Annotated in this window: 34 protein-coding genes; 23 read left to right on the top strand and 11 right to left on the bottom strand. The window is 39.3% G+C overall.

Features of this window, described 5'->3' with window-relative positions; genetic code table 11:
* Positions 1-43: 43 nt before the first annotated feature.
* A complete protein-coding gene (gene fumC, locus ACWYN3_RS11300) occupies positions 44-1447 on the top strand; it encodes a class II fumarate hydratase (protein ID WP_456221235.1) in 1404 nt (467 codons plus the stop codon).
* On the opposite strand, the gene ACWYN3_RS11295 is transcribed toward fumC, so the two are convergent.
* Genes ACWYN3_RS11295 through ACWYN3_RS11260 form a run of 8 tightly spaced genes read right to left on the bottom strand, consistent with a single transcriptional unit; the run spans position 1440 to position 5512 of the window.
* Positions 1440-2132, bottom strand: a complete 693-nt coding sequence (locus ACWYN3_RS11295; RefSeq protein WP_456221234.1) for a glycoside hydrolase family 130 protein — start codon at positions 2130-2132, stop codon at positions 1440-1442. The two genes, fumC and ACWYN3_RS11295, sit on opposite strands and share 8 nt — an antisense overlap.
* 34 nt (positions 2133-2166) lie before the next feature.
* Positions 2167-2475, bottom strand: a complete 309-nt coding sequence (locus ACWYN3_RS11290) for a glycoside hydrolase family 130 protein (RefSeq protein WP_456221233.1) — start codon at positions 2473-2475, stop codon at positions 2167-2169.
* 22 nt (positions 2476-2497) lie between these two features.
* Complete coding sequence (locus tag ACWYN3_RS11285; protein ID WP_456221232.1) at positions 2498-2653, bottom strand: universal stress protein; 156 nt, start codon at positions 2651-2653, stop codon at positions 2498-2500.
* Entirely contained in the window at positions 2650-2928 is a 279-nt protein-coding gene (locus tag ACWYN3_RS11280; protein ID WP_456221231.1) for a universal stress protein, read from the bottom strand. The genes ACWYN3_RS11285 and ACWYN3_RS11280 overlap by 4 nt, the downstream gene beginning before the upstream one ends.
* 44 nt (positions 2929-2972) lie before the next feature.
* Positions 2973-3983: an MlaD family protein gene (locus tag ACWYN3_RS11275; protein WP_456221230.1), complete on the bottom strand. Its 1011-nt coding sequence runs from the start codon at positions 3981-3983 to the stop codon at positions 2973-2975.
* 6 nt (positions 3984-3989) lie between these two features.
* The gene (locus ACWYN3_RS11270; RefSeq protein ID WP_456221229.1) at positions 3990-4733 is read right to left on the bottom strand and encodes an ABC transporter ATP-binding protein; all 744 of its coding nucleotides are present in this window, start codon (positions 4731-4733) and stop codon (positions 3990-3992) included.
* Positions 4734-4739: 6 nt separating this feature from the next.
* On the bottom strand, positions 4740-5162 hold the full coding sequence (locus ACWYN3_RS11265) for an MlaE family ABC transporter permease (RefSeq protein ID WP_456221228.1): 423 nt from the start codon (positions 5160-5162) through the stop codon (positions 4740-4742).
* On the bottom strand, positions 5159-5512 hold the full coding sequence (locus ACWYN3_RS11260) for an MlaE family ABC transporter permease (RefSeq protein ID WP_456221227.1): 354 nt from the start codon (positions 5510-5512) through the stop codon (positions 5159-5161). Before ACWYN3_RS11260 ends, ACWYN3_RS11265 begins: the two co-directional genes overlap by 4 nt.
* A gap of 243 nt (positions 5513-5755) precedes the next feature.
* On the opposite strand from ACWYN3_RS11260, the gene ACWYN3_RS11255 reads away from it, so the two are divergent.
* The 4 genes from ACWYN3_RS11255 (at position 5756) to ACWYN3_RS11240 (ending at position 7712) form a co-directional block, all read left to right on the top strand.
* Positions 5756-6586 carry a L,D-transpeptidase scaffold domain-containing protein gene (locus ACWYN3_RS11255; RefSeq protein ID WP_456221226.1) on the top strand — a complete coding sequence of 277 codons (831 nt, stop codon included), beginning with the start codon at positions 5756-5758 and terminating at the stop codon, positions 6584-6586.
* A gap of 15 nt (positions 6587-6601) precedes the next feature.
* Positions 6602-6751, top strand: a complete 150-nt coding sequence (locus ACWYN3_RS11250) for a hypothetical protein (protein ID WP_456221225.1) — start codon at positions 6602-6604, stop codon at positions 6749-6751.
* Between the two features lie 93 nt (positions 6752-6844).
* Positions 6845-7075, top strand: coding sequence for a hypothetical protein (locus ACWYN3_RS11245; RefSeq protein ID WP_456221224.1), 231 nt, complete (start codon positions 6845-6847; stop codon positions 7073-7075).
* Entirely contained in the window at positions 7038-7712 is a 675-nt protein-coding gene (locus ACWYN3_RS11240) for a universal stress protein (protein ID WP_456221223.1), read from the top strand. The genes ACWYN3_RS11245 and ACWYN3_RS11240 overlap by 38 nt, the downstream gene beginning before the upstream one ends.
* 93 nt (positions 7713-7805) lie before the next feature.
* Here ACWYN3_RS11240 and ACWYN3_RS11235 read toward each other — a convergent pair whose 3' ends face one another.
* Positions 7806-8093 (bottom strand): cation transporting ATPase C-terminal domain-containing protein, encoded by a 288-nt coding sequence (locus ACWYN3_RS11235; RefSeq protein WP_456221222.1) that lies wholly within the window; start codon positions 8091-8093, stop codon positions 7806-7808.
* A gap of 88 nt (positions 8094-8181) precedes the next feature.
* Here ACWYN3_RS11235 and ACWYN3_RS11230 point away from each other — a divergent pair, with 88 nt between their 5' ends.
* On the top strand, positions 8182-8364 hold the full coding sequence (locus tag ACWYN3_RS11230) for a hypothetical protein (RefSeq protein WP_456221221.1): 183 nt from the start codon (positions 8182-8184) through the stop codon (positions 8362-8364).
* 7 nt (positions 8365-8371) lie between these two features.
* Here the strand turns inward: ACWYN3_RS11230 and ACWYN3_RS11225 are convergent, their stop codons facing one another.
* A complete protein-coding gene (locus tag ACWYN3_RS11225) occupies positions 8372-8989 on the bottom strand; it encodes a hypothetical protein (RefSeq protein ID WP_456221220.1) in 618 nt (205 codons plus the stop codon).
* A gap of 382 nt (positions 8990-9371) precedes the next feature.
* Between ACWYN3_RS11225 and ACWYN3_RS11220 the strand changes: the two genes are divergently transcribed.
* From ACWYN3_RS11220 to ACWYN3_RS11195, 6 genes are all read left to right on the top strand, one after another.
* Complete coding sequence (locus tag ACWYN3_RS11220) at positions 9372-9737, top strand: DUF6266 family protein (protein WP_456221219.1); 366 nt, start codon at positions 9372-9374, stop codon at positions 9735-9737.
* Complete coding sequence (locus tag ACWYN3_RS11215) at positions 9734-10009, top strand: DUF6266 family protein (protein ID WP_456221218.1); 276 nt, start codon at positions 9734-9736, stop codon at positions 10007-10009. Before ACWYN3_RS11220 ends, ACWYN3_RS11215 begins: the two co-directional genes overlap by 4 nt.
* Positions 10010-10696: 687 nt before the next feature.
* Positions 10697-11287: a DUF6266 family protein gene (locus tag ACWYN3_RS11210; RefSeq protein ID WP_456221217.1), complete on the top strand. Its 591-nt coding sequence runs from the start codon at positions 10697-10699 to the stop codon at positions 11285-11287.
* Between the two features lie 87 nt (positions 11288-11374).
* Entirely contained in the window at positions 11375-11761 is a 387-nt protein-coding gene (locus ACWYN3_RS11205) for a hypothetical protein (protein WP_456221216.1), read from the top strand.
* Entirely contained in the window at positions 11740-12249 is a 510-nt protein-coding gene (locus ACWYN3_RS11200) for a peptidoglycan-binding protein (RefSeq protein WP_456221215.1), read from the top strand. Before ACWYN3_RS11205 ends, ACWYN3_RS11200 begins: the two co-directional genes overlap by 22 nt.
* Before the next feature lie 259 nt (positions 12250-12508).
* Positions 12509-12889, top strand: a complete 381-nt coding sequence (locus ACWYN3_RS11195) for a hypothetical protein (RefSeq protein ID WP_456221214.1) — start codon at positions 12509-12511, stop codon at positions 12887-12889.
* A 357-nt stretch (positions 12890-13246) separates the two neighbouring features.
* Here the strand turns inward: ACWYN3_RS11195 and ACWYN3_RS11190 are convergent, their stop codons facing one another.
* Positions 13247-13762: an FAD-dependent monooxygenase gene (locus tag ACWYN3_RS11190; RefSeq protein WP_456222962.1), complete on the bottom strand. Its 516-nt coding sequence runs from the start codon at positions 13760-13762 to the stop codon at positions 13247-13249.
* 695 nt (positions 13763-14457) lie between these two features.
* Between ACWYN3_RS11190 and ACWYN3_RS11185 the strand changes: the two genes are divergently transcribed.
* From ACWYN3_RS11185 to ACWYN3_RS11135, 11 genes are all read left to right on the top strand, one after another.
* Entirely contained in the window at positions 14458-15327 is an 870-nt protein-coding gene (locus tag ACWYN3_RS11185) for a hypothetical protein (protein ID WP_456221213.1), read from the top strand.
* A complete protein-coding gene (locus ACWYN3_RS11180; RefSeq protein WP_456221212.1) occupies positions 15236-16237 on the top strand; it encodes a glycosyl hydrolase family 95 catalytic domain-containing protein in 1002 nt (333 codons plus the stop codon). Before ACWYN3_RS11185 ends, ACWYN3_RS11180 begins: the two co-directional genes overlap by 92 nt.
* Complete coding sequence (locus tag ACWYN3_RS11175; protein ID WP_456221211.1) at positions 16234-16746, top strand: glycoside hydrolase family 95-like protein; 513 nt, start codon at positions 16234-16236, stop codon at positions 16744-16746. Before ACWYN3_RS11180 ends, ACWYN3_RS11175 begins: the two co-directional genes overlap by 4 nt.
* Before the next feature lie 23 nt (positions 16747-16769).
* A complete protein-coding gene (locus tag ACWYN3_RS11170; protein WP_456221210.1) occupies positions 16770-17753 on the top strand; it encodes a hypothetical protein in 984 nt (327 codons plus the stop codon).
* Positions 17754-17763: 10 nt separating this feature from the next.
* Positions 17764-18714 carry a hypothetical protein gene (locus tag ACWYN3_RS11165; protein ID WP_456221209.1) on the top strand — a complete coding sequence of 317 codons (951 nt, stop codon included), beginning with the start codon at positions 17764-17766 and terminating at the stop codon, positions 18712-18714.
* 26 nt (positions 18715-18740) lie between these two features.
* Positions 18741-19073 carry a hypothetical protein gene (locus ACWYN3_RS11160; RefSeq protein ID WP_456221208.1) on the top strand — a complete coding sequence of 111 codons (333 nt, stop codon included), beginning with the start codon at positions 18741-18743 and terminating at the stop codon, positions 19071-19073.
* 281 nt (positions 19074-19354) lie between these two features.
* Positions 19355-20761 (top strand): hypothetical protein, encoded by a 1407-nt coding sequence (locus ACWYN3_RS11155; RefSeq protein ID WP_456221207.1) that lies wholly within the window; start codon positions 19355-19357, stop codon positions 20759-20761.
* Positions 20697-21911: a hypothetical protein gene (locus ACWYN3_RS11150; RefSeq protein ID WP_456221206.1), complete on the top strand. Its 1215-nt coding sequence runs from the start codon at positions 20697-20699 to the stop codon at positions 21909-21911. Before ACWYN3_RS11155 ends, ACWYN3_RS11150 begins: the two co-directional genes overlap by 65 nt.
* Before the next feature lie 47 nt (positions 21912-21958).
* The gene (locus ACWYN3_RS11145; RefSeq protein WP_456221205.1) at positions 21959-22237 is read left to right on the top strand and encodes a hypothetical protein; all 279 of its coding nucleotides are present in this window, start codon (positions 21959-21961) and stop codon (positions 22235-22237) included.
* A complete protein-coding gene (locus tag ACWYN3_RS11140; RefSeq protein WP_456221204.1) occupies positions 22174-23250 on the top strand; it encodes a hypothetical protein in 1077 nt (358 codons plus the stop codon). Before ACWYN3_RS11145 ends, ACWYN3_RS11140 begins: the two co-directional genes overlap by 64 nt.
* Positions 23247-24230, top strand: coding sequence for a hypothetical protein (locus tag ACWYN3_RS11135; protein ID WP_456221203.1), 984 nt, complete (start codon positions 23247-23249; stop codon positions 24228-24230). Before ACWYN3_RS11140 ends, ACWYN3_RS11135 begins: the two co-directional genes overlap by 4 nt.
* Positions 24231-24509: the final 279 nt, after the last annotated feature.

The following is a 24509-nucleotide window of genomic DNA, read 5'->3' as shown; positions in this document are numbered from 1 at the left end:
CCTGGAACCCCGGCATCTTTACACTATACTTAAATAAGACAATATGGCCGTTATAGAAAGAACCGAACACGATAGCATGGGCGATGTACAGGTCCCTTTAAACCGTTACTGGGGCGCACAAACAGAGCGTTCAAGAAATAACTTTAAAATTGGTCCAAAGGCATCTATGCCCGAAGAGATTATTGAAGCCTTCGGTTTTCTTAAGAAAGCAGCAGCCTATGCAAATAAAGATTTAAATGTACTGCCAGCAGATAAAAGAGATCTGATTGCAAAAGTCTGTGATGAAATTATAGCTGGTAAGCTCTTCGGGGAATTTCCATTAGTCATCTGGCAGACCGGTTCAGGAACCCAGTCGAACATGAATGCAAATGAAGTTATTTCCAACCGGATCCATGTGCTCCAGGGAAACGAGTTGGGAAAGGGCAAGTTATATGTTCACCCGAATGATGATGTAAACAAATCGCAGTCCTCAAATGATACCTTTCCAACGGCCATGCATATCGCCGCCTATAAAATATTGATTGATGTAACCATTCCCGGTATCGAAAAACTAAGAGATACCTTAAAGGTGAAATCTGAAAAATTTAAGAACGTAGTTAAAATCGGGCGCACCCATTTGATGGATGCAACGCCTTTAACGCTTGGTCAGGAAATTTCGGGTTATGTTTCCCAGTTGGACCACGGCCTGAAGGCCTTAGGCCATACCCTTGACCATCTTTCAGAACTTGCACTGGGAGGGACTGCCGTTGGTACAGGTATGAATACTCCTGCGGGGTATGATATTGCTGTTGCAAAGTACATCGCAGAATTTACCGGTTTCCCCTTCCGGACAGCGGACAATAAATTTGAGGCGCTTTCTGCGCACGATGCCATAGTAGAAAGCCATGGTGCCTTAAAACAGATCGCGGTTTCGCTTATGCATATTGCCAATAATATCCGCATGCTGGCCTCAGGACCAAGATGTAGCATAGGGGAGGTGCATTTGCCTGAGAATGAACCTGGCTCTTCCATTATGCCCGGTAAGGTCAATCCAACCCAGAATGAGGCAGTAACCATGGTTGCGGCCCAGGTAATGGGTAACGATGTCGCGATTACTGTTGCGGGGTCAAACGGACAGTTTCAGCTCAATGTATTCAAACCAGTAATGGCCGCTAACTTTCTACAGTCTGCCCGTTTGATTGGGGGCTGCTTGTTTTCATTTAATGAACATTGTGCGCTTGGTATTGAACCAAATTATGATGGAATCAAAAAGCACCTGGAAACTTCCCTCATGCTTGTAACAGCATTAAATCCACACATTGGATATGATAATTCGGCAAAGATTGCAAAAGCTGCCCTGGCGGATAACAAATCATTAAGGGAAGCAGCAATAGGTCTTGGCCTGGTTACCAATGAACAGTTTGATCAGTGGGTTCGTCCAGAGGATATGATTGGAACAATTAAATAACAGCTTTTAAAAGCTCAGCAAGGAGTGCACTTAAACTAACAGAAGCGCAGGCTATTTGCTCATCTGCTGCTCCATAATAGATATAAAGTGTATCTCCAAAAATAGCTGTGCCGGAAGGAAAACATACCCTATCCACTTCACCGGATAATTCCCATTCTGTTTCAGGTTTAAACAATGGATATGGCAACCGTGCAATCTCTTTTTCAGGGTTCCCCAGATCCAGTATGGCTGCACATGCAGAATACACGTATCCATTTGTTGTATCATGTACCCCATGATAAATCACCAGCCAGCCTTCTGTAGTTTCTATCGGTGGACACCCTCCACCGATATAACTTATTTCATGATCATATTTTGGAGTCATAATGATATTATCATTGAAATTTGACAGGTAGTTTTTCCAAAACAACATATTCAGGTCCGATAGTTCATTTATACTGGCAATTTGTATATCTGGTTTGATACGGTGAAGAAAATAAAGCCGGTTATTTATCCTTCTGGGGAAAAAAATGACATCCTTGTCCCAAACAAGAAGTCTTGTGTTCATGGTCATTATTGTCTTATCATGAGCAAACCTGGAATACTTTTCATTGAGATTACATTTATTCTGCGCGAGAGCTTTGAATTCGGGGAACGAAATCACTGGTACAATGATACCACGTCTTTCAAAAGTTTTTAAATCCATTGAGGTTGCCAGCGAGCCTAAGGCATTGAATCCGTCAAAAGCAGTATAAGTCAGAAGTCAGATAATAGCAATCATCTATTTTTACGATTCTCGGGTCTTCTATTCCTCTGGATTCGGCTTCACCCATTGGTATGAGGACGGGAAGATCAAATCTTTGAGTAACTTCTAATGGGCCGTTCAACTGGCAAAAGCCAATGGTGGAGTAATTGTTTTTACTCACTGCTCTGTAAAACATATAAACCAGCTCACCTTCTTTTATTATCGCGGGATTGAGCACGCCCTGACATTCAAAATCCAGAACGGTTTTTCTTAAGACAACACCTTCTTTTTTAACTACTATCAAAGTATTTGGATTTAATGGTTTGTTAATTACTCACCGGAATTACAATCAAAGTTTTTTTTGAGTGCCTGATTACATCCTCAGCAACGCTGCCCAGCAGTAAATGAGGTAACCCTTTTCTGCTATGTGTACCCATAACGATGATATCAGCACCCCACTTTTCGGCTGTTTCTATAATCACTTTGTAAGGAATACCTTTTTCCACAAAGCTTTTGACTGGAAAGTTTTGAATATCTTTTCAATTACATTAAGCTGACTGTGGTTTAAATTGTGTTCCATCATGTCGTCACGTTCTCTGGTTGTGACAGGGTCAGCATCCGGTATACCATCAGGATCTATGATACTGACCAGGGCTATTTCTGAATGAAGCTGTTTAGCCAGCTGCAGACCACTCAGAGCAACTATTTCTGAACTTGGATTATTGTCAATTGCGATTAAGATTTTATGAAATTCCATTTGATCTGATTTCTAATATAATTGATGCTATAAAATTCGGCGTATTATTTCTGCTGGGAATTTTCCAGCAATTCTGCTTGTTCCTTTTTCTTTTGGCGGTCAAGTTTTTTAAAATATCCCCTGAAGAGAAAATTATGTTTTAAGGCCTCCATATTCTGATTAAATCCGTCGGTTCCTTTTTGCAGATTTTCTATGGTCAGGCTAATATTTCTGGCCATTAAAGAATCCTTTAGTAAAGTGTTGACAGGCCCTTTCCCATTAGTCAGGTCATGATTCAAGTCTTTTACCATGGTGTTCATTCGCCTGGTCATCATGCTGGCATTGACACCGGCTGCCCTGATTTGTACTACCGCATCCCTAAGTGTACCAGCCATTAAGGTATCGGTCAATAAAAGACCGGCAGTTCCCTTACCATTTCTGATATCGTGTACCATGTGGTTTAACCCTATGGTCATTTCGTTGGCATTGGAGGTCATTTTGTAAATATTTTTCAGAGATGACTTCAAACTGATACCAATGGATTCATCGTTGATTAATTTTAAGATTGCACTGCTGTCTATTCGCAGGACCGTTCCTTTTAAAACCTCTGAAATACTGGCCACATTGTTATTGGTTTGAGCTAATTTTTCAATGATCTCATCCATATTAGCCATGTTTTTTGCCTGTAACAAATCGCCCTCTCCGACCTTTTGACTGATTCCTTTCACCGGGCTGATATTAATCACTTTATTACCCATGAGACCTTCAGTTCCAACAGCTGCTAATGCATTTTTATGGATGAATGATTTTACTTTGCTATTGATCTGCATGGTAACCTCGATAGTGCTGTCGTTGATCAGTTCAACTTCTTTAACCGTCCCGGCTTGCAGACCTGAGAAGAGTACGTTGTTACCTTTTGTTAAACCATTCAGATTAGAAAACCGGACCTTCAGTTTGAAGTCATTGCCAAATATGTTGTTGTTCCTGCCAATGATAAAAAAGGCGAGTATCATCAGTACTAATGCTGACAATACAAATGCACCGAGTTTGATATTATTTACTTTTTGATTTCCCATGCTATTTTATTCGAAAAATTGTTTAATGTTTTCATCTGTAGATTGCTTTAATTCTTCATATGTTCCTTTGGTATAACATTTGCCTTCCAGTAAGAGCACGACCAGGTCTGCCGTGTTTTTTACGCAGTTCATATCGTGCGAAATGATAATGGAAGAGGTATGGTTCTTCTTTTGGAGTTTAAGGATGAGATTTTCTATTTCCCTTGACGTTACCGGATCCAGACCTGTTGTAGGCTCATCATAAAGTATGATTTCTGGCCGTAAGATCATTGTTCTGGCCAGGGCAACACGCTTAAGCATTCCTCCCGATAACTCCGATGGCATCATATCCCTGGTATGCAGCAGATCTACATTTTCAAGTGCCTCGCTAACCAGTCTTTCTACTTCTTCCTTAGTGATGTCAACCCAATGCCTGAGCAGGGGGAATTCCAGATTTTCTCGAATAGTCATCGAATCATAAAGTGCATTGCTTTGAAACAGAAAGCCGATTTTTGACCTGGCCTGATCCAGTTCATCTTCAGTCATCCGGGATATATTTTCTTCAAATACATGGATACTTCCGCTATCAGATTGTAACAAGCCAATGATACATTTGATAAGTACGGATTTTCCTGAACCCGATTTTCCCAGGATGACTACATTAGTGCCTTTTTCGACCGTCAGATTAAATCCATCTAATACCTTTTTATCCCCAAAGGCCTTAACCAGATCTTTAATAACAATTACCGGTTCTTTTGTCGCTGCTTTCATGATTTCTTAATTAAGTCCCAGTAATTCAGTAATCTGCACAGCTAGTAAGTCAATGATAAATATGAGTACTGAGGATAAAACTACTGCTGAATTAGCTGAGATTCCAACTCCTTGCGTACCTTTAGTTGAATTAAAACCCTTGTAACAGCCTACAATGCCTACTGCAAAACCAAAGAATAAGGTTTTAATAATGGCTGGTAACACATCACTAAAATCCAGACTTTTAAAAACCTGTAGAAAGAACAGGTCGAAACTGGTTACTGATCTGATATTTACGCCCAGATAAGCACCAAATAAAGATATGGCATCCCCAAGAATTGTCAGTAGTGGCAGCATTAATGTTGTGGCTAAAACCCGCGTAGCAACCAGGTATTTAAAAGGTTTAATACCACTAACTGTCATAGCATCTATTTGCTCAGTTACTTTCATTGAACCCAGTTCAGCACCAATGCACTGCTGCCAATCTTTCCGGCAAAAATCAAAGCCGTAATTACGGGTCCAATTTCTCTGACTATTGCCAGGCCAACCATAACTGGCAACTGCGATTCAACTCCATAGTCTACCAGCGAAGGCCTTAATTGCATCGTAAGTACCAGCCCCATGATAAAGGCAGTAAGTCCGACTAAGGGTAATGAACGATAGCCAATGGTATAGCATTGGTTGAAAAATTCTTTATTCTCATATCTGGGTTTTATTCCTACCGAAAAGAATCGCCCTGTAAAACGTGCTATATTTCCGGTTTCATCCAGAAATTTTTTAAAGCGAATGACTAATGACATGTTGATAAAGGTAAAGGATGGGGAAATGCCCTGCCATGACAACAGCCCGGAACCAAATGATCCTGATCATTACCTCCGTTGACCAATATCATTTGATAAACAGCAGCTGTTGTACATTTTTGTATAATCTCCAGGCTATACAAATCAAAAAGTTGGATGAAGTCAAGAAAAAGCTGGATGTAAATCAACGGCTCCGGTGATGTTGATCATTCCTGAACTGACCGATAATTAGAATATTTGATTATGAAAATTGTAGCTAACGTTTTATGCTGGATGACCATTTTAATTATGCTGTCCTTTTTCGCTTATGGCCAGGGTAATTCCATTTCAATGGAATTGTCTGTGCAGCTAAAGGACCAGATTAAACAATCCAAACTTTACTATCCTAAGTCTGTGGAGCGCTATTACTCTCAAAATGGTTTTCGACCTGTTTGGACTAAAAGTAAAGAGGAGGTGAAACAAACCTGGGAAGCGATGATGCTATTAGACTGTGTACTTCAATTTGGTTTGTCTCATGCTGATTACCATCCACGAGAGTTGGTATATGACAGCTTACGTACCCTAATCAATAATCCTGAAAAAGGAAATGTTGCAGAGCTGGTACGTTTTGATGTGTTTTTAACTGATGCTATAATTACCTTATTGAATCACCTTCATTATGGTAAGTTAAATCCCGACTTTTCAGCAATAAGAATAGATGGGATAACCGGAGCTGAGGGGTTTAACGCAGTAGTTAAACTTACAGAAGCGCGTCGGCAAATCGATTTCATCAAGATCATATTAACTGCACAACCCAAATCAAAAACCTACGTGTATTTGCAAAGTTATATGCGGCTGATTAAAGGTCAATATGTGGGTGATTGTTATGAAATTCCCAAATCAGAAGTGAGAAAAGTAGCAATCAATATGGAACGTTTACGGTGGGCAGAAGCTTATACAAGCCACAAGGGGGGGCAAAGCACACCTTATCTAACTTGTGAAATGAAAGATGGACTTCTTGTTTTTTATGAAGATACCCTTCATCTCGATAAGTCTCTGGAGGCGGCAATGTATCAGACAAACATCTTAAAATAGAATGATGAAAACAATATGAGTACCTTTCCTGATAACCTATTTGCAGCAGTCAAACGCAAAAGCTCTCCAGAAGTATTGAGATTCCTCTACTTGTTTTTTCAGAAAATGAATGCCGGTATTTTGATGAGAGTATGTGCTGAAGTTAAGTTTAATAATGATGATTAATGTCACTTGCAGTGATGATACATATCATCCAATTCGGGCATATTATTTAAGAGATTTGTTACTAATTGATCCACAGCTCATATTTCAGGAATTATGAAGACACTACTTTTGTTAACAGATTTTTCAACCGGCGCAAACCATGCGGCCGAATATGGATATAACCTTGCAAAGGTTTTAAATGCCAATGTAGTCTTATGTAATGCCGTTACCATTCCTGCCCAGCTTTCTGAAGTTGGAGAAATAGACTGGCCATTAAATGGATATGATGGTGTTATTGACGATAGTGATGAGGAACTCAAAAAAAAAGTTAAAGAAACATTTTGAACATACTGATCACACTGCAGGCTTTCACCCACAGATAAGCATAATCAATCAAACAGGAAGACTTGCGGATGTGGTGGAGAATGTGATGAATAGTTGTGATGCGGGCATGGTGGTAATGGGTACACACCGAAAGGGAATTGCTCATTTTTTGTTGGACAATAATTGTAGAAATATGATTAATGCAACAACTTGTCCTCTACTTCTGATTCCTCCCGATTCACCTTTCAATGATTTTGGCAGGATAGCTTTCGCTACAAATTTTGAATACCCAGAGCATGATGCTGAGGATATTTATAACCTTATACCACTAGCAAATGTATTTGACTCGGATATTTTGGTAACCCATGTACATCTGGCAATTCCTCAAAATACAGATCATCAACTTATAGCAAACGAACTGATTAATGGAATAATCCATAAAGCAAATTATCCGAATATTTTCTATAGATCTGTTGAGAATGAAGATGCCCGGGCAGGCCTGGATTTGTTCTGTGAAAACGAACATATCGGTTTATTAGTCATGGTACATCGTCCACACGATTTTATAGATGTTATTCTGAAGGGTAGTCGTACACAAAAAATGGCAGCAAAAATCACTATACCATTACTTGTTCTGCCAGATGGTAATAAATCTTAGCCGAATACCATTCTTTACAACTTGTGAGATTCGATTTCTGTTCCAAAAAGAATATTATTGTAGTGATGATTTTCCTGAGATTGCTTGGTAAACCTAGGTAGCAACTAATGGCAGCATGCTTATTGCTATCGAGGCTACCCACAATTTGATTGGAATGACTGATAAACCCAATACCAGCCGAATCCCGGGAATGGCAAATACCATTAAAATTAACCCTGCGCAAATGAATAGGTCGATCCAGACAAATTTATTTCTGGTAATGTCATTATTAAAAAGCGGTGCGCCATCCGATGACATATTGAACACATGGAATAATTGTGCGAAGGTCAGTGTGATAAAAACCACATTATTCGTTATCCGGTCATCCACTTGAAGGACCACTTTGCAATAAACCACCGCGAGGATAATATTTTACACAGGAGAGTGAATTTGTATAAATCTTAAAAATAGAATTCGTTTCTTTATTAATATGAGTACTACTATAAATCACCCGAAAAAGGTTCATGAAGGCCGAAATGTTAAGAGATTCCGGGAAATGATGGGCATTAAACAGGAAGGCCTTGCGTTTGAATTGGGAGGGGAGTGGAGCCAAAAAAGAATATCTGTTTTAGAATCTAAAGAAAAGATTGAGGATGCAGTCTCTGTTGTTTAAAGGCTTTCTATTTCTTCATGATGAGCAACCTAATTTCATTTAAGTCCTTTTTCAGTTCAACAATCAATTCCATTAACAACTCAACATTCTCATCATCGTGATTTAATAATTTCATGCATTCCGGTTCCGGAAGCTTAAATTGCCTCTTGAATACTAAAGGGATCTTGTTGCTCTGTGCAGTAATAGCACATGCATAAAGATATAGACAGTCAATCGTTTCTACTATGGTTCTCTCATAATACAGCCTCAATTTCTTATAGCTTTTAGAATGCTTATAACGTAAAATATAAGGTTTAAACCGCTCAGCCTGCAAAATAGCGGTTTTACTTTCTTCTTCGTCATCTACACCAAACCTTGATATCAATTTAAATTTAAAGGTCATGAGTTTTCCCTCAGTGCGGATGCAGTTTTGAACAAAAGGATCTTCAATTGTTTCGAAAAACTCAACTTCATCGATATACTGCTTCCATGGATCATTAAAATCATTAGCATAGGATTTCATGACCTTTTTGAAAGTGAAGTGATACATGTATTCATAAATATCATCATATAGTTGCACGGTTAACAGGCCTAAACCCCGAAAAGAGGAATCTAAATTGAATTGATCTTTTGTGGAAATCTTCATGTCTTATTTAAATTAATTATCATTAACAAGTTAATATAATAATTTATTCAATTATTAAATTTTATGAAATAATTATTCAATTCATCTATAATTAATAGAAAGATGACGAAGGAAGAGGAAATACATGTATTGTAAGCTGGTTCTGGTGTAGTACTGCAGGGGTTGTGGTATATATTGAACTGGTATTGAAGTGGGGTTGAACTAGCCTTGAACTACCCTGGGCTACTTCAAAGCTAGTTCAAGGCTAGTTCAACCCCACTTCAAACCATACCACAACCCCTGCAGTACTGCACCAGATCCAAAAGATAATATAAGTGGTATATTAATATTAATTACGTATCTTGAATAGAAATTTTAGGTTGTTTATGTAAAAAATATAATTATGGCAGTATTTAGAAATGGTTCGAATGGCAGTTTTTCCGGAAGAAACGGCAATGTTATTACCTATATGTTGAACGGACAATGGGTAAGCAGAATAATAGGATTACGTACAGACAAGCCCACAAAGCCTGTTTTAGCAATCTGGCAGGTTACAAAGTTATGTACTGACTTTCTTAAACCCGTCAAGGATTTTATAATGACTGGGTTTGAACTGGAAACAAAGGGAACATTTCTAAATTACCATAATGCTGCCACAGCGTGTAACCGACCAAACGCAATCACCGGCGAGTATCCTGATCAGCAAATTGATTTTACAAAAGTTTTATTTAGTAGGGTAAAATGCCAGCTACACCAGGTGTTAGTGTGAAGGCTATAAAAAAGGGTTTAACTTTTAATTGGGATTCAAGTTTTGCCGCCAGCGGAATAAAGGCAAATGATGAGGTCATGCTATTGGCCTATGAGCCGGAAAAAAAAGATGCGACATTTTTACTTTATGCTGGTAAAAGATCTGAAGGCGAGGCAAGTTTGACCATTCGAAAAAGAAAAGATCCTTTAGTATTAGAAACTTATATTTCATTCATATCCCAAAATCGAAAGATTATTTCAGATAGCATCTACACAGGTCAGATTATTTGGTAAATAGACCGGGCCAATGTATCAGTTCTTATCTAAGCGGAGCATATCCAAAAAGATTGTTGATGCTCTTAATCAATTTAGCCGGGTTCTTAATCGGTTAGAAAATCATAGCCCTTGTCAGCAAGATGAATTTTTGACGATTAATGAAGCTGCTGCTCATTGTAAAGTAACAGATCGTACCTTACGACGATGGAAGTATTAGGTTTTATTAAGCCAATATTAATTGGCAGAACAGTTCATTATTCAAAGAAAGAGCTCAGAGAATCTACCATCGCAAATAAGCTAAATAAAAAATAGCTTGTCCTGCTCACCCGGACAACTTGTTTTTCCAATCAGATTATTTCCTGAAATCAATCCTTAGATAGTACTTCGAATACTACCTGAGGATTTCTATGTCCTGGTCATTTTTATTAGGCATTAAGAACTACTGATCGTATGATATTACATGGTTTTTTGCAGGTCACCGGACAATAGCGGACATAGGCGGACAATAGCGGACATCGATGTCCGGAAGTTAGTTTGTTGTTATTCTGTGACTTATATTCGTTCAACGAGTCCAGAAAGCTGCCGGCATGCAACGACTTGAGTTAACAAATCAATTCACATTTTAAAAATTAAAATTATGGCAACTTTAAGACAAGGCCAATTAGGGGTCTTCAATGGAAAAATCGGTGCTTTAGTAATCTCCAAATGAAAGATATGTATGTAGGCAAAAGTTTGCCGAAACCATCTTCTAAGAAAGCTTCAGTTCCACAGCTTGATCAGCAAATCAGGTTTAAAATGATGATTAAATTTATGCGTTCTTTTAAGCCTGAATTACCTTTCAGTTACCAGAGGACACCAAAAAATACGACTGCCATGAACCTGGCCATGCAGTATAATTTAAGCAACGCAATTACCGGTGTTTATCCAAACTATGTGCTTGATTACGCAAATATAAAATTAAGTGAACCTTATGAGCGTGATACCCAGATTGACAATGGCCTGGATATTTTAGCCACAGCTTTACCAGGGAGGAAAATCAAGCTGACCTGGAAACCGGATGAACTGATAAATAATCCGGGAACAAAACCTACCGATAAGGCTTATGTTTATTTCTATCATCCCGGGAAGCAGATGTTTTTTAATCCGATACGTCCGGAAAGGAGTAAGTTGACTCTTGATATTAGTTTGCCATCCATATTTGTTGGCGAGCTGCATGGGTGGGTGTTCTTCTTGTCTGAAGATCGGAAATTAGTGTCAGATACTCAATACCTGGGGAAACTGACCATAACTGCCTAAGCTTAAAGATCCCCCAAATGAGTTATGAGATCCTTCGGGGGATCTTTTTAACAATTCAATTATTCACGTATACAAATTCTGAAGATTATGAATATTCAAATTATAAAGTTACCAGCAATACCAGTTTATGCAGGCTTGATATTTAAAGGCTTAAAGCCTCACCTGCTTTTTCTGTTTTTAATATTTATGTGGTGTCTTGCTCCTCCATGGTTAAGGATTTTTGATGAAACTGCCGGAAATATAGATCAAAGTATCTGGCTATTGGTTTTATTAAGCCTGATTAGTTTCTTATTGGTTGCTGGTTTATGCTGGTGGTTATTACAGCGAGTCTGGCAAATCATTGGATTGCCTTTACTTTCAGATATGGTTTCACAGTTCAAAACTTTAACATCATGGCAACAATTAAGCTTTTATTGGGCATCTTTTGTGTCGCTGTTACTAGCTGCATCAGTATGCTTAACCGCAATCTGTTAAAAAGTAAACAACATTATGGAGCAATTCTGGATTTGAGGTATCGGTTGCAATTGGTCAGGATAGCTGCAAAAGAAATAGGAGTTAGGGAGAAAACAGGGAACAATGATGGAGAAAGGGTAGAGGAATATCTTGCAGTTACAGGCTTGAAAAAAGGACAGCCTTATTGTAGTGCGTTTGTCAGTTGGGTTTACCGTGAAGCTGGTTTTGCTGAACCAGGATCAGGATGGTCTCCAAGTCTTTTTCCTATATCCAGACTAACAAAATCGGCCCTGCCTGGAAATTTGATTGCTGTATATTTTCCTGAACTGAAACGGATTGCTCATGTTGGTATGATTGAAAAGCTGGATGGAGATTGGTGTATTTCCATTGAGGCGAACACGAACATTCGGGGAAGTAATAATGGGGATGGGGTATATTGCAAACGCAGACATGTGAAGACTATTTACCAGATGGCTGATTGGGTTAAAAATGGAAGGAGGATACCATGAAAGTTTTTGTGTTTTTCATTTTAATAGGATTCTTGTGCAGTTGTAATCTATTAAAGAATGCAAATACAATTCAGTCTCAGGAAAAGGATATGGGTAATTGGGATGGTAGTTTTGATTGGCATTGGTTTGTAGAGGATTGATTAAATAACACAATATTTTGTAATTGTGAAATATATATTGATTATTAAATTAAATATTATCACTACAAGATATTTATGGATTATGATTACTTTTGTATGTACCAAAATTTGGATTAAATATGGAACAAGCAATTAACAAACTTCAAGAATCGGTTGCATTATTATCTGAGACCATGATGATTGGTTTTAAAAAAAGTGATGATAATTTCCAGCTGCTAAGCCGAAAAGTAGAACTGATGGGACAAGATGTACAAGGGTTGACCCGGGATGTGCAAGGATTAACCCAGAATATGCAACTTCTAACCCAAAAAGTAGATGACAATTTTGAGTCACTTAATAAAAGGATAGATTTACTACAAGGGAACTCTGTCTCAACTATGGAATCACTGGAAAAAGGAATTAATGATATCAAGTCAGAGCTTCAGAAAATATCCGTAGTTACCCGTTATGAAAGTGATTATTTCTACCTTGTTAATCCTAATAACGGATTGCCAAACTAACAAATTAATGTAAAAATAGAGTCTCGAACAAACCTACCAGTTTAGGTCGCTAGACAAGTGAATATATCCAATCTTTGGTATATTCACTTGTCTTTGTGATACATTATACAGGTAATGCTGGACTTCAATAAGTCTTTTGAGGTTAACTTGCTGATGTCAGAAAATAGTTCCCAAAAAGAAAGAGATTGTCCTCGTCGCTGTTAAAACAAGTATTTCTAATGCTTATATCGCAACTACAGATCAGGAGGACTCAGGTCGATGCAATCTAACCCTATGTTGCAGACTGAAATTACACACATATTTCCATTAATTTTTCATAGGGGGTAAGCTTAGAACACGACCGTTTGAAACACTTGATCAATGACTAACCTGATCCAAGGGGCAATTCATACCACGCTGGTATTCGCTATGCAAGCGTCCAGCTGTCGGGGATTTGAATAGATTATCAAGACGAGCACGTGCAGTCATTTGACGAAACGTACACCGGAGTGTGGAGTCGCCAGCATCGTGCATCATATCAGTCATCCAAACAGCAAAGTCCTGGTAGTTCCATATATAGGGCAGGCAGGTGTTGGAATAGTTTTCCAACCCAGTTGTATCTCGGTCGTGCACTGCACTTAGCAGTGCCTGAGCTAGAATGTCCACGTCGTAGACCGCAAGATTCATCCTCTTACCACATGCAGGGTGGACAGCATTGCCAGCAAGAAAAAGGTTGCGGTATTGCACTGGTGAGTATACGACTGAACGTAGTGGAACGAAGAATTTGTTATGAACTGTGGCATTTTTGATCGTCTCATCACAGAGGCGTGCCCTTATCTCATCCCAAAGCCGAACTCCTGGCCGAATGATGCTGCGACTACCGTCACACCCCACGATGTCACAGAGGAGCTTATGCGAACCGTTCACATCGGAATAACTGACTTGAGGACGATGCCCCTCTTCGTTTCTGTTCAAGCAAATAAGGATTTAAACCGGCGTTCACAAACGGATAGTTTAAAGTAAAGGACGTAATTGTTTGGTGTTTCTGTTGTGTGTGTTAATCTGGTGGCAATTAAATTTATAAAAAATGTCACATTAAATAGGTTTGTTTAATGTGACATTTTAAATTGTTATAGGTCTGAGGCTATATTTTCTTTTTAGTCAATTATTTGTAGGTTTAATTGGTTTATAATCTGATGTAATTTTTAATATAGGAAATATAAACACCTTCTGTAAATATTTTCTTTAATAAGTTGCATTTATTGAGGGGTACTGAGCAAAAAAAAAACGCAGATAATGGTCAAATTAGCATCAATATAGAGAAGAGGAAATCGATAGATTTGAATCTGAGGATAACGCACACACACATTCCTTCAAACTAACATATTGCGAGGAAAGAGAAGACACGGCTCCGGTTGTAGAATTCGAACAGCAATAGATGGTGACCTTGTGTAGTCAGCATAGAATATTTCAGTGCAACTCTCGGGGGATAAAAAAGTATATTTTGTATGAAGAAAAGTTTTATTTTCTGTTTTCTCTTTTGGAGCTTTTTGGCCCATTCGCAGAAATTTACCAGAACGACTGGTAAAGTGTCTGTTCTGGTAACCAAAAAGATCATGGCAGCCAATCAGGCAAAAACAGATTCGTTGTTCTTTCTAAAGAAAAAGGGCCTGCTTACAGCTACCTGGAATACACCATTTAGTTACAGTAGCATCAAAACAAATAATGCTCCAATAGGGCCATATATGGGGAACGGAGATGTAGGAGTGGTCTGCCACACATCTGGTAATAGTCAGACTTTTCACCTATCGAAAGTGGACTTTGTAACTGATGGTTGGAGCGACTGGGCAGGTACCGGACCTGCTGCATTGCCAGTTGGTGGTGTTCAAATCATTGTAAACTCTCCCATTACGAAAGGGTTTAATTATCAGATGGATCAGCTTGGGAATGAACTTCGGATGACTACGGCTACTTCTCAACCAGTGAATATGAAAAGCTGGATTTCGGTGAATGATAATGTGATGGTTACGGAACTAACGACCAATTCGAGAACTCCGATAAACATATCGGTGGAAACATTTGCGGACAGTGCTGGAGTTTCATATGGAACGGGATCTGAGATTAGTGATATGGTGGCCCAGGTTACACGTCAAACCAAAACTACAGGTGTAAGATGGATCTCCAAAGCCGGGATCTCGACCAGGATCATAGGTGCAGCGTCAACTTTGAATTTGGTTTCAAAATCGCAGATTAATTCTTCATTTGTGATTACAAGTACTAAACCAGTATTTGTGTTAACTTATATTTCTGGTGGTGGAAAAACCAATGATGCAAAAATTACCCTCTGCCTGCATACAGTTGAAATCCATGAACAATACTGTTATTACCCGGTTGAAAGATATCAAAACAGCCTGGTGGAAGGATATGTGGAGCCGGTCTTATGTAGAAACCAACGATGAACTGCTCAACCGTCATTATTTGTCGTCTATCTATTTGCTAGCATCTGCCTATAATGAGCACTCGCCAGCCTGTGGGGGGATGTATGGCGTTTGGAATATGGATGATGCCATGATGTATCATGGAGATATTCACCTAAATTATAACAGCCAGGCAGGGTTTTACAGTGTTTTCTCGGCCAACAGGCCTGAAATTGCCAAACCATTCTTCAATTTCATTGAATCCATTGTACCTGATGGTAAAAGAAGAGCACAAACGGAACTGGGCAAATTGCATCCGTCACTGGCGGGAAAATCGTACAGGGGAGTGCTCTTCCTGGTTGGTGGTTTGGGTATAGGTGTTCCTTATAACTACTACTGGCAACAAACTGTGAACGCTCGCTCTTTCAATGTTCCTCTTTTTAGCTGGTACTACGAATATACTGGCGATCGGGTTTTCTTAAAGGACAGGGCCTATCCTTTTATCCTTGAATGCGGCGATTTCTATGAAGACTATCTGAAAAAAGAACCTTATGGCAATTCCTACCGTTATACGATAACCACCGGTGCGCACGAAGACTCCTGGGATTTAAATCCCTCTTCCGACCTGGGATTTGTAGAGCAAACTTTTCGATTATTATTGAAGTACAGTGTGTTATTAAATGTAGATGCCAGCCGCCGGCCTTTGTGGCGAGATATTCTTTCGCATCTGTCTAAATATAAAGTAATACAACCCACCAAGATGCCGAACAAGGGATTGCCGGTTTTCGCAAAGAATGAAGCTGGCTGGGATCACCCGAATCATATGATACAAATGCATCCGGTGTATCCGTGTGAATTGCTGACTTTACTCTCAAATCCTGACACGTTACAGATTGCCAGAAATACGGTGGAATACTACCAGTTTCACAAAATGGTTTTACCGGCACGATGAATGAATTAGGATTAAGTGCCTTTGTAATGGCTGCCAGGGTAGGCTTTAATCCAGATACAATTGTTCATAAGATGAAAACACTCATTGCTGGTGCCAAACCAAACTTCCTGATTATCGACGGGCATCACTGCACGGAGAAAACCGCAGTCATCGAGACCGTCAATTCTATGATGCTGCAAACGCTGGACAGCACTTTATATTTGTTTCCCGATTGGCTCAAATCGGCAGCCAGCTTTACACGGCTGAGAACCAAGGGGGCCTTTCTGGTTTCAGCAGATTACGATGGAACAACAGTTTCGAACCTAAAAATATATAGCGAGAAGGGCACCAGATGCTACCTGAACAATCCCTGGAAAGGAAGAACCATTCGGGTTATTGAGGATGGTTTGCCAATTACAGTTAGCAGGATTGGAGAAAAATATACTTTTGCGACAAAGGCTGGAAACACTTATATGCTAAGTCCGCAGAATAGTAAAACCAGGAAAAGGCTGGAATTTCATAAAAGATGACCGTAAGTAATGATAAAAAGAATATGAAAAGATTGGAATTAATAGGTTCAAAGAAATGGATGAATATTAAGATGGTGCTAATCGTATTACTATCGGCCTCTAATTTCTGTGCCCAAGCACAGTGGGACTTTAGTACCAGGTATTTTAAAATCCACATCAGTAATAAGGGATTTATTACCAGTATGAAAAATACAACAGTTATACCCAATAAGGAATTTAGCCCTATGGACAAGCCTTCACCACTGATGTGTCTTTATGATAGTAAAAAAAAGATTTATTACGAACCATATACAGCATCTTACGATAAGGGCGGTAAATTTCTCCTATTAAACTATCCCAATGGTTCGATTGCCAGAATTTCATTGATAACTCAAAGAAAGTATTTTAAACTTACTTTACTATCCCTTAGTCCACGCAACGGGGTTGACGATATTCAATGGGGTTCCTTTCATACCAGTATTACCAATTTGTTTGGTGAAATCATTGGCGTAGCCCGGGATACCAGCGACGTTGGTAATTACGCTATTGGCATGTTAGCCCTAAATGAGAATACTCTTGGCGGTACTTCAGAAACCATTGCCGATGCAGCTCCTTTTCAGTATATCATCCATACTCCTGATGCTAAACGTTTTCCTTTACCAGGTCATTTGCAGGAGGGGCAGGTTTTTACCCTTGGCGGTGATGGAATTAGTGATGTTGCTTTTTATGCTCATAAAGAACCATATTATCGAATACTGTATGGAAATTCAGCTGTAGTAGACAAGAAAGGAAGGATATCAATTAATTATCATTCAAGAGACAGGTCTTTCAAAAGAGTAGTGTATTATTCGTTAATACCGAATATGCCAGTAAATAGGCCAAATCATATTGAAGTACAACCGTTGCCTGGTGTAGATTTTATTGGTTCTTCCATAGCGCTTTGGGGAAGCCCGGACAGTACAGCATTGATGGATGGATGTTGTCCAGAATATTGTTTTATCAGAAAAGCTGCCGCACCCAACAATTAAAGGCAAATGGGTGAAAGACCCATCGGCTTTTCTACCCGATGCAATCACCAGTGGTGGGTTGTATGATAGCATAATACCTTATACAGCCAGATTAGGGTTTAAGGCTATCAGTTTATATGACCAGGGATTTTTAAGACCGGATCGTGGCAATAAAGGTTATATTGATGGAGAGAATTTTGAGAAAAAACCTTTGAAATTAACATCCGGCAATAAATCGCATAAAGAGTTTGCTGAAATGGCAGCGAAATATGGAATTACAATAGGAAGGACCCCCATTTCTAATTCTTTAGCTCCTGGCACCAAAGATGCCAGCCCAATCCCGAGTGACAGTCTGTGTTATCAGGAAAAGCGTTTGTTAGCGAATAGCATCACCCCAACCGATACCATTATTATTGTGGACGATCCAACATATCTTGAGGAAATTGCGAGCTGGGAAGGTCATAGTAAAAATCTGAATATGATAAAAATAGGAAAGGAACTTATCTATTATCTGGGTATTTCTGATAAAAAACCGTACAGACTGTTGAATGTAAGACGGGGGTACTGGAATACCACACCAGTAAGTCATAAAGGACAGGATACGGTTTACAAACTTCAGGTAACTATAAACTATGGATATGACGGACTTATTCCAAATATAGATTTACAAGATAAAATAGCCGAATACTATGCCAATGTTTGTTACATCAATAGCTTAGGCTATTACGATTTCGATGGACAGGAGTTCTTGTTCAACAATGGACATGGCTACTATTCTGCAAAACGTTTTTTTTTCGTAAAATGTTTGAAAGGGCTGAACAACTCGGTATTCCTGATATTCGTTTCACTGGCTCTACTCTCTCAGAGGGTTCATGGCATTATCAAAGTATCTGGAATGTTGGAGGAGGAAAGAACTTATATGATGTCGACACCAGAGAATGGGGGAGTAATACCAGTCAGGGAAAGGATCTTCGCGATGTAACTTACTCCAACTATTTTCCAGTGGGTATGGGTGGGAATTTTCCTATCAAAGCTAATTCAACAGTTGAGCAGTATGAGCATATACAAGCAATTTCAATAGGGGTCGGAACCACATACAGCTTGACTCTAAACCAGAAAGATGTTGAAAGCTGCCCTCAGAAGGATGCAATTTTCAAAGTAATCAGAACTTGGGAAGATGCCCGTGCGGCAAATGCATTTCCCCGTTTGATAAAAAAACTGTTGGCAGATCCGAAGAAAGACTGGACTTTGGAAACCGTGGATAACAATACCTGGAAGTTATACCAGAAAATCAGTAGTGTAAAAATGAATCCGATAGTTTTAAAAAGAGATAAATTTTAATCAATTAACACCCCTTGTTATGTGTGCCATTAAAAGGCATCAGCCAGGCTCAATATTACAGTATTATGGAGAGATAATTCTCTTGAGTTATGCAAAAAAAACATTGATATCGGGCAATAAAGGATCAATTAATAGGCATGGTATTATCTAATTTTAGCTTTGACTTACTGATAGGAACAGTTGTTTGAAGTGCACTCTTTTTTTGAAATAACCAACCTATAGTTTTGTTGACACAAATGAAATCGTGTGGGAAATTTGCACAAGACCTTAACATAAACAAGATGAATTATTCTCCAGTTCAGCTGTTCAGGGTATCCATAGTTTTAATAGTGGTGCTCTGTTATAGTATTCTAACCCAAGCGCAGACGATCAATTTAAAAAACCGTTATTCGGCTATCAGTATAGATGGTAAAGGTTTTATTATCTCCATTAAAGATATTAAAACCAATAAGGAATACAATCCTAAAGGACTTTCTTCGGCGTTGATGAGCCTCTCGGGGCATAAAGGCTATATCTATCCTGTAAAAGCCACTTATAATCAGAAGCGCAGTGAAATCCTGCTTAACTTTAAGAACGGCGCAGTTGCAACGATTAAAGCAGAGCAGAAAAAGGAGTATTTCAGATTTCAGCTGGTTTCTCTTACCAGAAAGGAACAAATTGATAATATTATATGGGGCCCTTATAAAACCAATATATCAAAGACTATTGGAGATGTACTCGGCGTAGTAAGGGATGATCATTTTGCAATAGGTATGCTCGGTCTAAACGATAATACTACAAGTGGACTACCAACAGGAGGTGATATGTCATTCATGTATTATTTCATTCATTCGCCGGACCCAGTAAAATTTCCGCTTCCTTCACACCTTAAAGAGGGGCAAACTTTTACAATTGGTGGCGATGGTGTTAATGATGTGGCATTCTATTCCCATCCGGAAGAATACTACAGAATGAATTATGGTAACGGCGCCTATCTTGAACCAGCATACGGATCTACAATTTGTATGCATTCGCGCGATAGAAGAAAGGAGCAAATGATACGTTTTCCTGTATTGCCAGACGATCTGGACGGAAAGGCGAACTCTGCTCGTTATCAGCTTGTATTACCTACTGATGCTGGGTTTATTGGTTCTGCTATGGCTTTTTATGCCTGCCCGGACTCAATAGGGCTTAATACGATAGAGAAAATAGTTTTAAGCGAAGGGTTACCCCATCCCGAAGTAGAAGGCAATTGGATCAAGGATCCAAAAGCTTATCGTCCGGATATTGCATGGAGGGGTGATCATGACAGCCTTGTACATTATGCACAGCGTCTTGGGCTTAAATCTGTTCAGGATGAAGGATGGGGTGAATATTATCCTAATCGTGCAAACAGGTGGAATGGAAATAAGATAAAATTTAAGTCTGCTCCTGAAATGACCATTCCAGAATATGGGGCATTAATGAAAAAGAATGGCATACGTTGGGGGTTACATACGCTTTGTGAATTCCTGCAGCCTGATGGGAACAGCGATGTGGCACCCGTGCCTAACGATAGTCTGGCCATTATGCAGCGTACAGTTCTCACAGGGCAATTGTCTCCGCTCGATACCATTATAACCGTTGCTGACAGGGCTTATTTTAATGAATTCGGGGGCTGGGGAAGGAAACCATACCAATGTACTCAAAATTGGAAAGGAACTTATTGAGTATAATGGAATAACAGAAACCAAACCCTATACCTTCCTCCATGTGAAAAGGGGATTTCATGGTACCACCCGCGGATCTTTTGCTGCCGGGACAACCATTGTGAAGCTGCAGCCTAATTGCTATCGTGGTTTTGCTCCCGATATGAATTTGCAAGAGGTATATGCAGATTATTACGGAAAATGGCTGACAGACGGAGGCATGGATTACATTGATTTTGATGGACTTGAAAGCTGTATATACCAAGGGCAGGGTCAATATTCTTTTAAGCGTTTCTTTGGCAAGCTTTTCGAAAGTTACAAGAAAAATGGCGGTAAATATCTGCGCGTAATGGGAAGTGCTGTTAACGAAGGAAGCTGGCATTATATGAGTGTATGTAACGTTGGTGGTGGAGATCATATGTTTAGTCCGGTACTCAATAAGTGGGGAATAGAAGGAAAGGATATGCGGGATGTTTTCCAGAGCAGTTACCTGCCGGCAACATTTGGAATTATTGATCTTAGCAGTGACTGGACGATGTATGATGCAGAGAATCTTCAGGCCAAATCAATTGGCTGGGATGCCACTTATATGTTGGGTTTGAGTGAAAGAGGGGTGGAGAATTGTAGTGAAAAGGATGTCATATTTAAGGCTTACCACACTTGGGAAAATCTGAGGAACGAAATGAACTTTTCAAAGGCGCTCAAAGAAAAGCTGAAGGATCTGAATTACAAGTTTCATCTGGAGCAGACAGGAAAGAAATCTTTCCTATTGTATCCTGTGAGAGAAAACCGTTACAGCAATCAGCCTTATTTACCCGAAGGGAAATCATACCAATTAAAAAATGAATTTGAGGGTCAGCCACTTGAATTTGCACTGCGTGTATATGCAGAAAAGAATCAACAGGCAAACGGAATCAAAATTACCCTACAGAATGGAAAGCAGTTTTTGATAAACAGAAAGCTTTCTGATGGTGAATTCATTATATATAAGAACAATTCACTTTATGTAGGGGATAAGTTTAGGGAAAAGCTGGAAGAAATATCTTCTGAGCGTAATCTGATGCTACCAGAAGGTCAATCGGAAATTTCTGTCGCCGCATTACATGAAGGTAATGAAAAGATAAAGCTTGAGCTAGTTGTAAATACTATAGGTAAAGGCGTAAAACTCTAATTAATAGTTGTGTAACAAAAAGTGGTGTGTATAATTAACCTTTATTTATGAATCTTAACAAAAAGAATTGCCTTGTTGCCTTAATTATTTGTAAATCTTTAGGGAGTATTGCCAATGCACAAGCAATTAAAAAGCCCATACTTCCAGGTTTCTTAAAAGCATTGTATGGAACTATGCATATAAGCGCTATTCAATATGATGGTACTAGAAAATTGAATGAACACCAATTTAAGCAAAATTCTTTGAGAACCGACAGCGCACAATGGTCGGTTATATTAGATACAAAACAAATACAAAAACAAAACAAGATGCAAGCCACGAAATGATGGATGTGACCGCAGATATTGTGTTAAAGGAAGGGCATGCTTCTTCTACTGCGCTGGCAGTGTCTTTTGATTTCGGCCGCTGGAGCCGGAAAAACTATGTTATGGTGCCGGCCAGTATGTATAATGGGAACAGGTATCATGCTATAGGTAATGAATACAACCCACAATACAGTAAGGAGATGTATTATAACCCTAAAGTACCACTGACGATTTCCAACAATCCCCGGCTGGCTATAGAATTGAATACGGCTTCATTAGTGGAGTTACAAACCGGCAATGCGGCAACGCCGGCGATGTGCTTTTTTTCACCCGAAACAAAAAAGGGCTTTATTCTCATGACCACCCAGCAAACAAAATTGGGCAACAGTGGGCTTACAATTGCAGAAAATGCAAAACAGGATAGCTGCAGGTTTACTATTTCTGCTCCTGCGGTGCGGAAATTGGCAACAGGTTTTGGAGATTTTCACGATAGTGGCGACAAAGCGTGTGACTGGAATCCTGGGGATCGAATAGCCATCAACATGAGGTTATATGTATTTGATGCCAACAATATTCCTGATTTACTCAAGAAATTTATGCGGGTGCGTAAAGATTTGACAGGAACCAGTAATCCTCGTAATCAGTTGCCTATGAGTAAATTATTAACCGTGGGTACTGTCATTTGTAGCAACAATTTTATACAGGTCCCTGCTGGTAGTTATTACAAACCAGAAAATAACAACGATTTTCAACTGGGATGGGTAAGTGGTATGATAAACAGCTACCCCATGCTTGCACTTAATAATGAAAGAGAACGTCATCGGGTTGCTGAAGAAATTGATTTTGTAGTGAATAAACTTCAGGGGAAAAGCGGTTTTTTTTATGGAGGAATAAAAGCTAATGGTGAACTCATTTTTGATAAAATGCATCCTGATTTTTCAGGTGGTCAAGCCATGGTTCGTAAAAATAGTGATGCTTTACTTTGGTTGATGAAGCATCTTCTTTGTTCAAAGCACAAGGCTTTGGAAACATGATTAAGCCGGAATGGGAATCTGCAGCGCAAAAATTGGCTGCTGCTTTTACCAACGTTTGGAACAAATATGGAGAATTTGGTCAGTATATTGTGCCGGAAACGGGACAGATCGCGGTATTCAATTCTACGGCGGGAGCCATAGCGCCTGCTGGCCTGGCCATAACAGCAAATTACTTTAATCACCCTGATTGGCTCCGTGTAGCTAAAGACGCGGCAAATTATTATTATGAACGTGATGTGGTCAAACAGGGGCTTACTGGTGGTGACTGCGGCGACATCAGTATGGATGCGAATTCAGAATCAGCTTTTGGTTTTTTGGAGTCATTGATGGCATTATACAACTATACCGGCGAAAAGAGCTGGTTGCAGAAAGCTGAAGTTCAGGCAGCCCTTTGTTCAACCTGGACATTATCTTATGACCCTGTTTTCCCGTCTGGCAGTCAGATTGCAAAATTGCAATGCCGCATGGCAGGGGCTGTATGGGCAAGCATTCAAAACAAACATTCAGCACCAGGTATCTGCGAGGCCTCAGGAGATTATCTATTTAAATTGTACAGAGCGACCGGTAATAAATTATATGCTGATTTAATCAATGATATCCAGCATGCACAAGCTGAAGCCGTAAATATGCCTGGTCATTATACCACCAATAACCTTATCGGATCAAGTATGGAACGCATTCAGCCTAGTGATGCGGAGGGTAAAGGAAGTGTAGGGAATTTTATTAATACCCGAAATTCCTGGACTGAAACTAATGGTATGTTGATGGCTATTGAATTACCCGGGATTTATTTTCAAACAGATAAAAAGAAACTCCTGGTTTTTGACCATTTAGAAGCATCAGTTTTGAAAAAAGATAAGGAAACGACGACATTGCTGGTGAAGAACAAAACCGAATATGATGCTAGTGTAGCTTTTTTCGCAGAAAGCAGTCTTGAGGCTATGCGGCCTCTGTCTTACACTGCATTCATGTTAAGTTAAGTGGCCAAAAATTGCGGTACGATCACATGGAACCGTACAGGTAATCATTAATAAAAGCGGAAAAATCACTGTAAAATGAAAAGAAAAAAAATCTTTTCAAGTCTTCATAAGCATGTTCCTTATTTTTCAGAATAGACTCCTTTAAGGAAAATGGTGTCGCTAAAGGACAACGAGTGATTGCAGAATGGTTAACAGTATCCAGAAGAGACGGATCGTAAACATTGTGGGTTAAATAATAAAGAGACTATTTTGTATAGTTATTAACGGTAAAAATTAAAT

The sequence above is a fragment of the Pedobacter sp. NJ-S-72 genome, assembly GCF_053890575.1.
This window is presented reverse-complemented; position numbering and strand designations above follow the sequence as displayed.

What these genes read in the sequence shown, in the direction of transcription:
- fumC (WP_456221235.1), top strand. Translation starts at nt 44, where the DNA reads ATGGCCGTTATAGAAAGAACCGAACACGATAGCATGGGCGATGTACAG.
- ACWYN3_RS11295 (WP_456221234.1), bottom strand. Translation starts at nt 2,132, where the DNA reads ATGGATTTAAAAACTTTTGAAAGACGTGGTATCATTGTACCAGTGATT.
- ACWYN3_RS11280 (WP_456221231.1), bottom strand. Translation starts at nt 2,928, where the DNA reads ATGGAATTTCATAAAATCTTAATCGCAATTGACAATAATCCAAGTTCA.
- ACWYN3_RS11275 (WP_456221230.1), bottom strand. Translation starts at nt 3,983, where the DNA reads ATGGGAAATCAAAAAGTAAATAATATCAAACTCGGTGCATTTGTATTG.
- ACWYN3_RS11270 (WP_456221229.1), bottom strand. Translation starts at nt 4,733, where the DNA reads ATGAAAGCAGCGACAAAAGAACCGGTAATTGTTATTAAAGATCTGGTT.
- ACWYN3_RS11265 (WP_456221228.1), bottom strand. Translation starts at nt 5,162, where the DNA reads ATGAAAGTAACTGAGCAAATAGATGCTATGACAGTTAGTGGTATTAAA.
- ACWYN3_RS11260 (WP_456221227.1), bottom strand. Translation starts at nt 5,512, where the DNA reads ATGTCATTAGTCATTCGCTTTAAAAAATTTCTGGATGAAACCGGAAAT.
- ACWYN3_RS11255 (WP_456221226.1), top strand. Translation starts at nt 5,756, where the DNA reads ATGAAAATTGTAGCTAACGTTTTATGCTGGATGACCATTTTAATTATG.
- ACWYN3_RS11250 (WP_456221225.1), top strand. Translation starts at nt 6,602, where the DNA reads ATGAGTACCTTTCCTGATAACCTATTTGCAGCAGTCAAACGCAAAAGC.
- ACWYN3_RS11245 (WP_456221224.1), top strand. Translation starts at nt 6,845, where the DNA reads ATGAAGACACTACTTTTGTTAACAGATTTTTCAACCGGCGCAAACCAT.
- ACWYN3_RS11240 (WP_456221223.1), top strand. Translation starts at nt 7,038, where the DNA reads ATGAGGAACTCAAAAAAAAAGTTAAAGAAACATTTTGAACATACTGAT.
- ACWYN3_RS11230 (WP_456221221.1), top strand. Translation starts at nt 8,182, where the DNA reads ATGAGTACTACTATAAATCACCCGAAAAAGGTTCATGAAGGCCGAAAT.
- ACWYN3_RS11225 (WP_456221220.1), bottom strand. Translation starts at nt 8,989, where the DNA reads ATGAAGATTTCCACAAAAGATCAATTCAATTTAGATTCCTCTTTTCGG.
- ACWYN3_RS11220 (WP_456221219.1), top strand. Translation starts at nt 9,372, where the DNA reads ATGGCAGTATTTAGAAATGGTTCGAATGGCAGTTTTTCCGGAAGAAAC.
- ACWYN3_RS11210 (WP_456221217.1), top strand. Translation starts at nt 10,697, where the DNA reads ATGAAAGATATGTATGTAGGCAAAAGTTTGCCGAAACCATCTTCTAAG.
- ACWYN3_RS11205 (WP_456221216.1), top strand. Translation starts at nt 11,375, where the DNA reads ATGAATATTCAAATTATAAAGTTACCAGCAATACCAGTTTATGCAGGC.
- ACWYN3_RS11200 (WP_456221215.1), top strand. Translation starts at nt 11,740, where the DNA reads ATGCTTAACCGCAATCTGTTAAAAAGTAAACAACATTATGGAGCAATT.
- ACWYN3_RS11195 (WP_456221214.1), top strand. Translation starts at nt 12,509, where the DNA reads ATGGAACAAGCAATTAACAAACTTCAAGAATCGGTTGCATTATTATCT.
- ACWYN3_RS11180 (WP_456221212.1), top strand. Translation starts at nt 15,236, where the DNA reads ATGAACAATACTGTTATTACCCGGTTGAAAGATATCAAAACAGCCTGG.
- ACWYN3_RS11175 (WP_456221211.1), top strand. Translation starts at nt 16,234, where the DNA reads ATGAATGAATTAGGATTAAGTGCCTTTGTAATGGCTGCCAGGGTAGGC.
- ACWYN3_RS11170 (WP_456221210.1), top strand. Translation starts at nt 16,770, where the DNA reads ATGAAAAGATTGGAATTAATAGGTTCAAAGAAATGGATGAATATTAAG.
- ACWYN3_RS11160 (WP_456221208.1), top strand. Translation starts at nt 18,741, where the DNA reads ATGGGTGGGAATTTTCCTATCAAAGCTAATTCAACAGTTGAGCAGTAT.
- ACWYN3_RS11155 (WP_456221207.1), top strand. Translation starts at nt 19,355, where the DNA reads ATGAATTATTCTCCAGTTCAGCTGTTCAGGGTATCCATAGTTTTAATA.
- ACWYN3_RS11150 (WP_456221206.1), top strand. Translation starts at nt 20,697, where the DNA reads ATGAATTCGGGGGCTGGGGAAGGAAACCATACCAATGTACTCAAAATT.
- ACWYN3_RS11145 (WP_456221205.1), top strand. Translation starts at nt 21,959, where the DNA reads ATGAATCTTAACAAAAAGAATTGCCTTGTTGCCTTAATTATTTGTAAA.
- ACWYN3_RS11140 (WP_456221204.1), top strand. Translation starts at nt 22,174, where the DNA reads ATGGTCGGTTATATTAGATACAAAACAAATACAAAAACAAAACAAGAT.
- ACWYN3_RS11135 (WP_456221203.1), top strand. Translation starts at nt 23,247, where the DNA reads ATGATTAAGCCGGAATGGGAATCTGCAGCGCAAAAATTGGCTGCTGCT.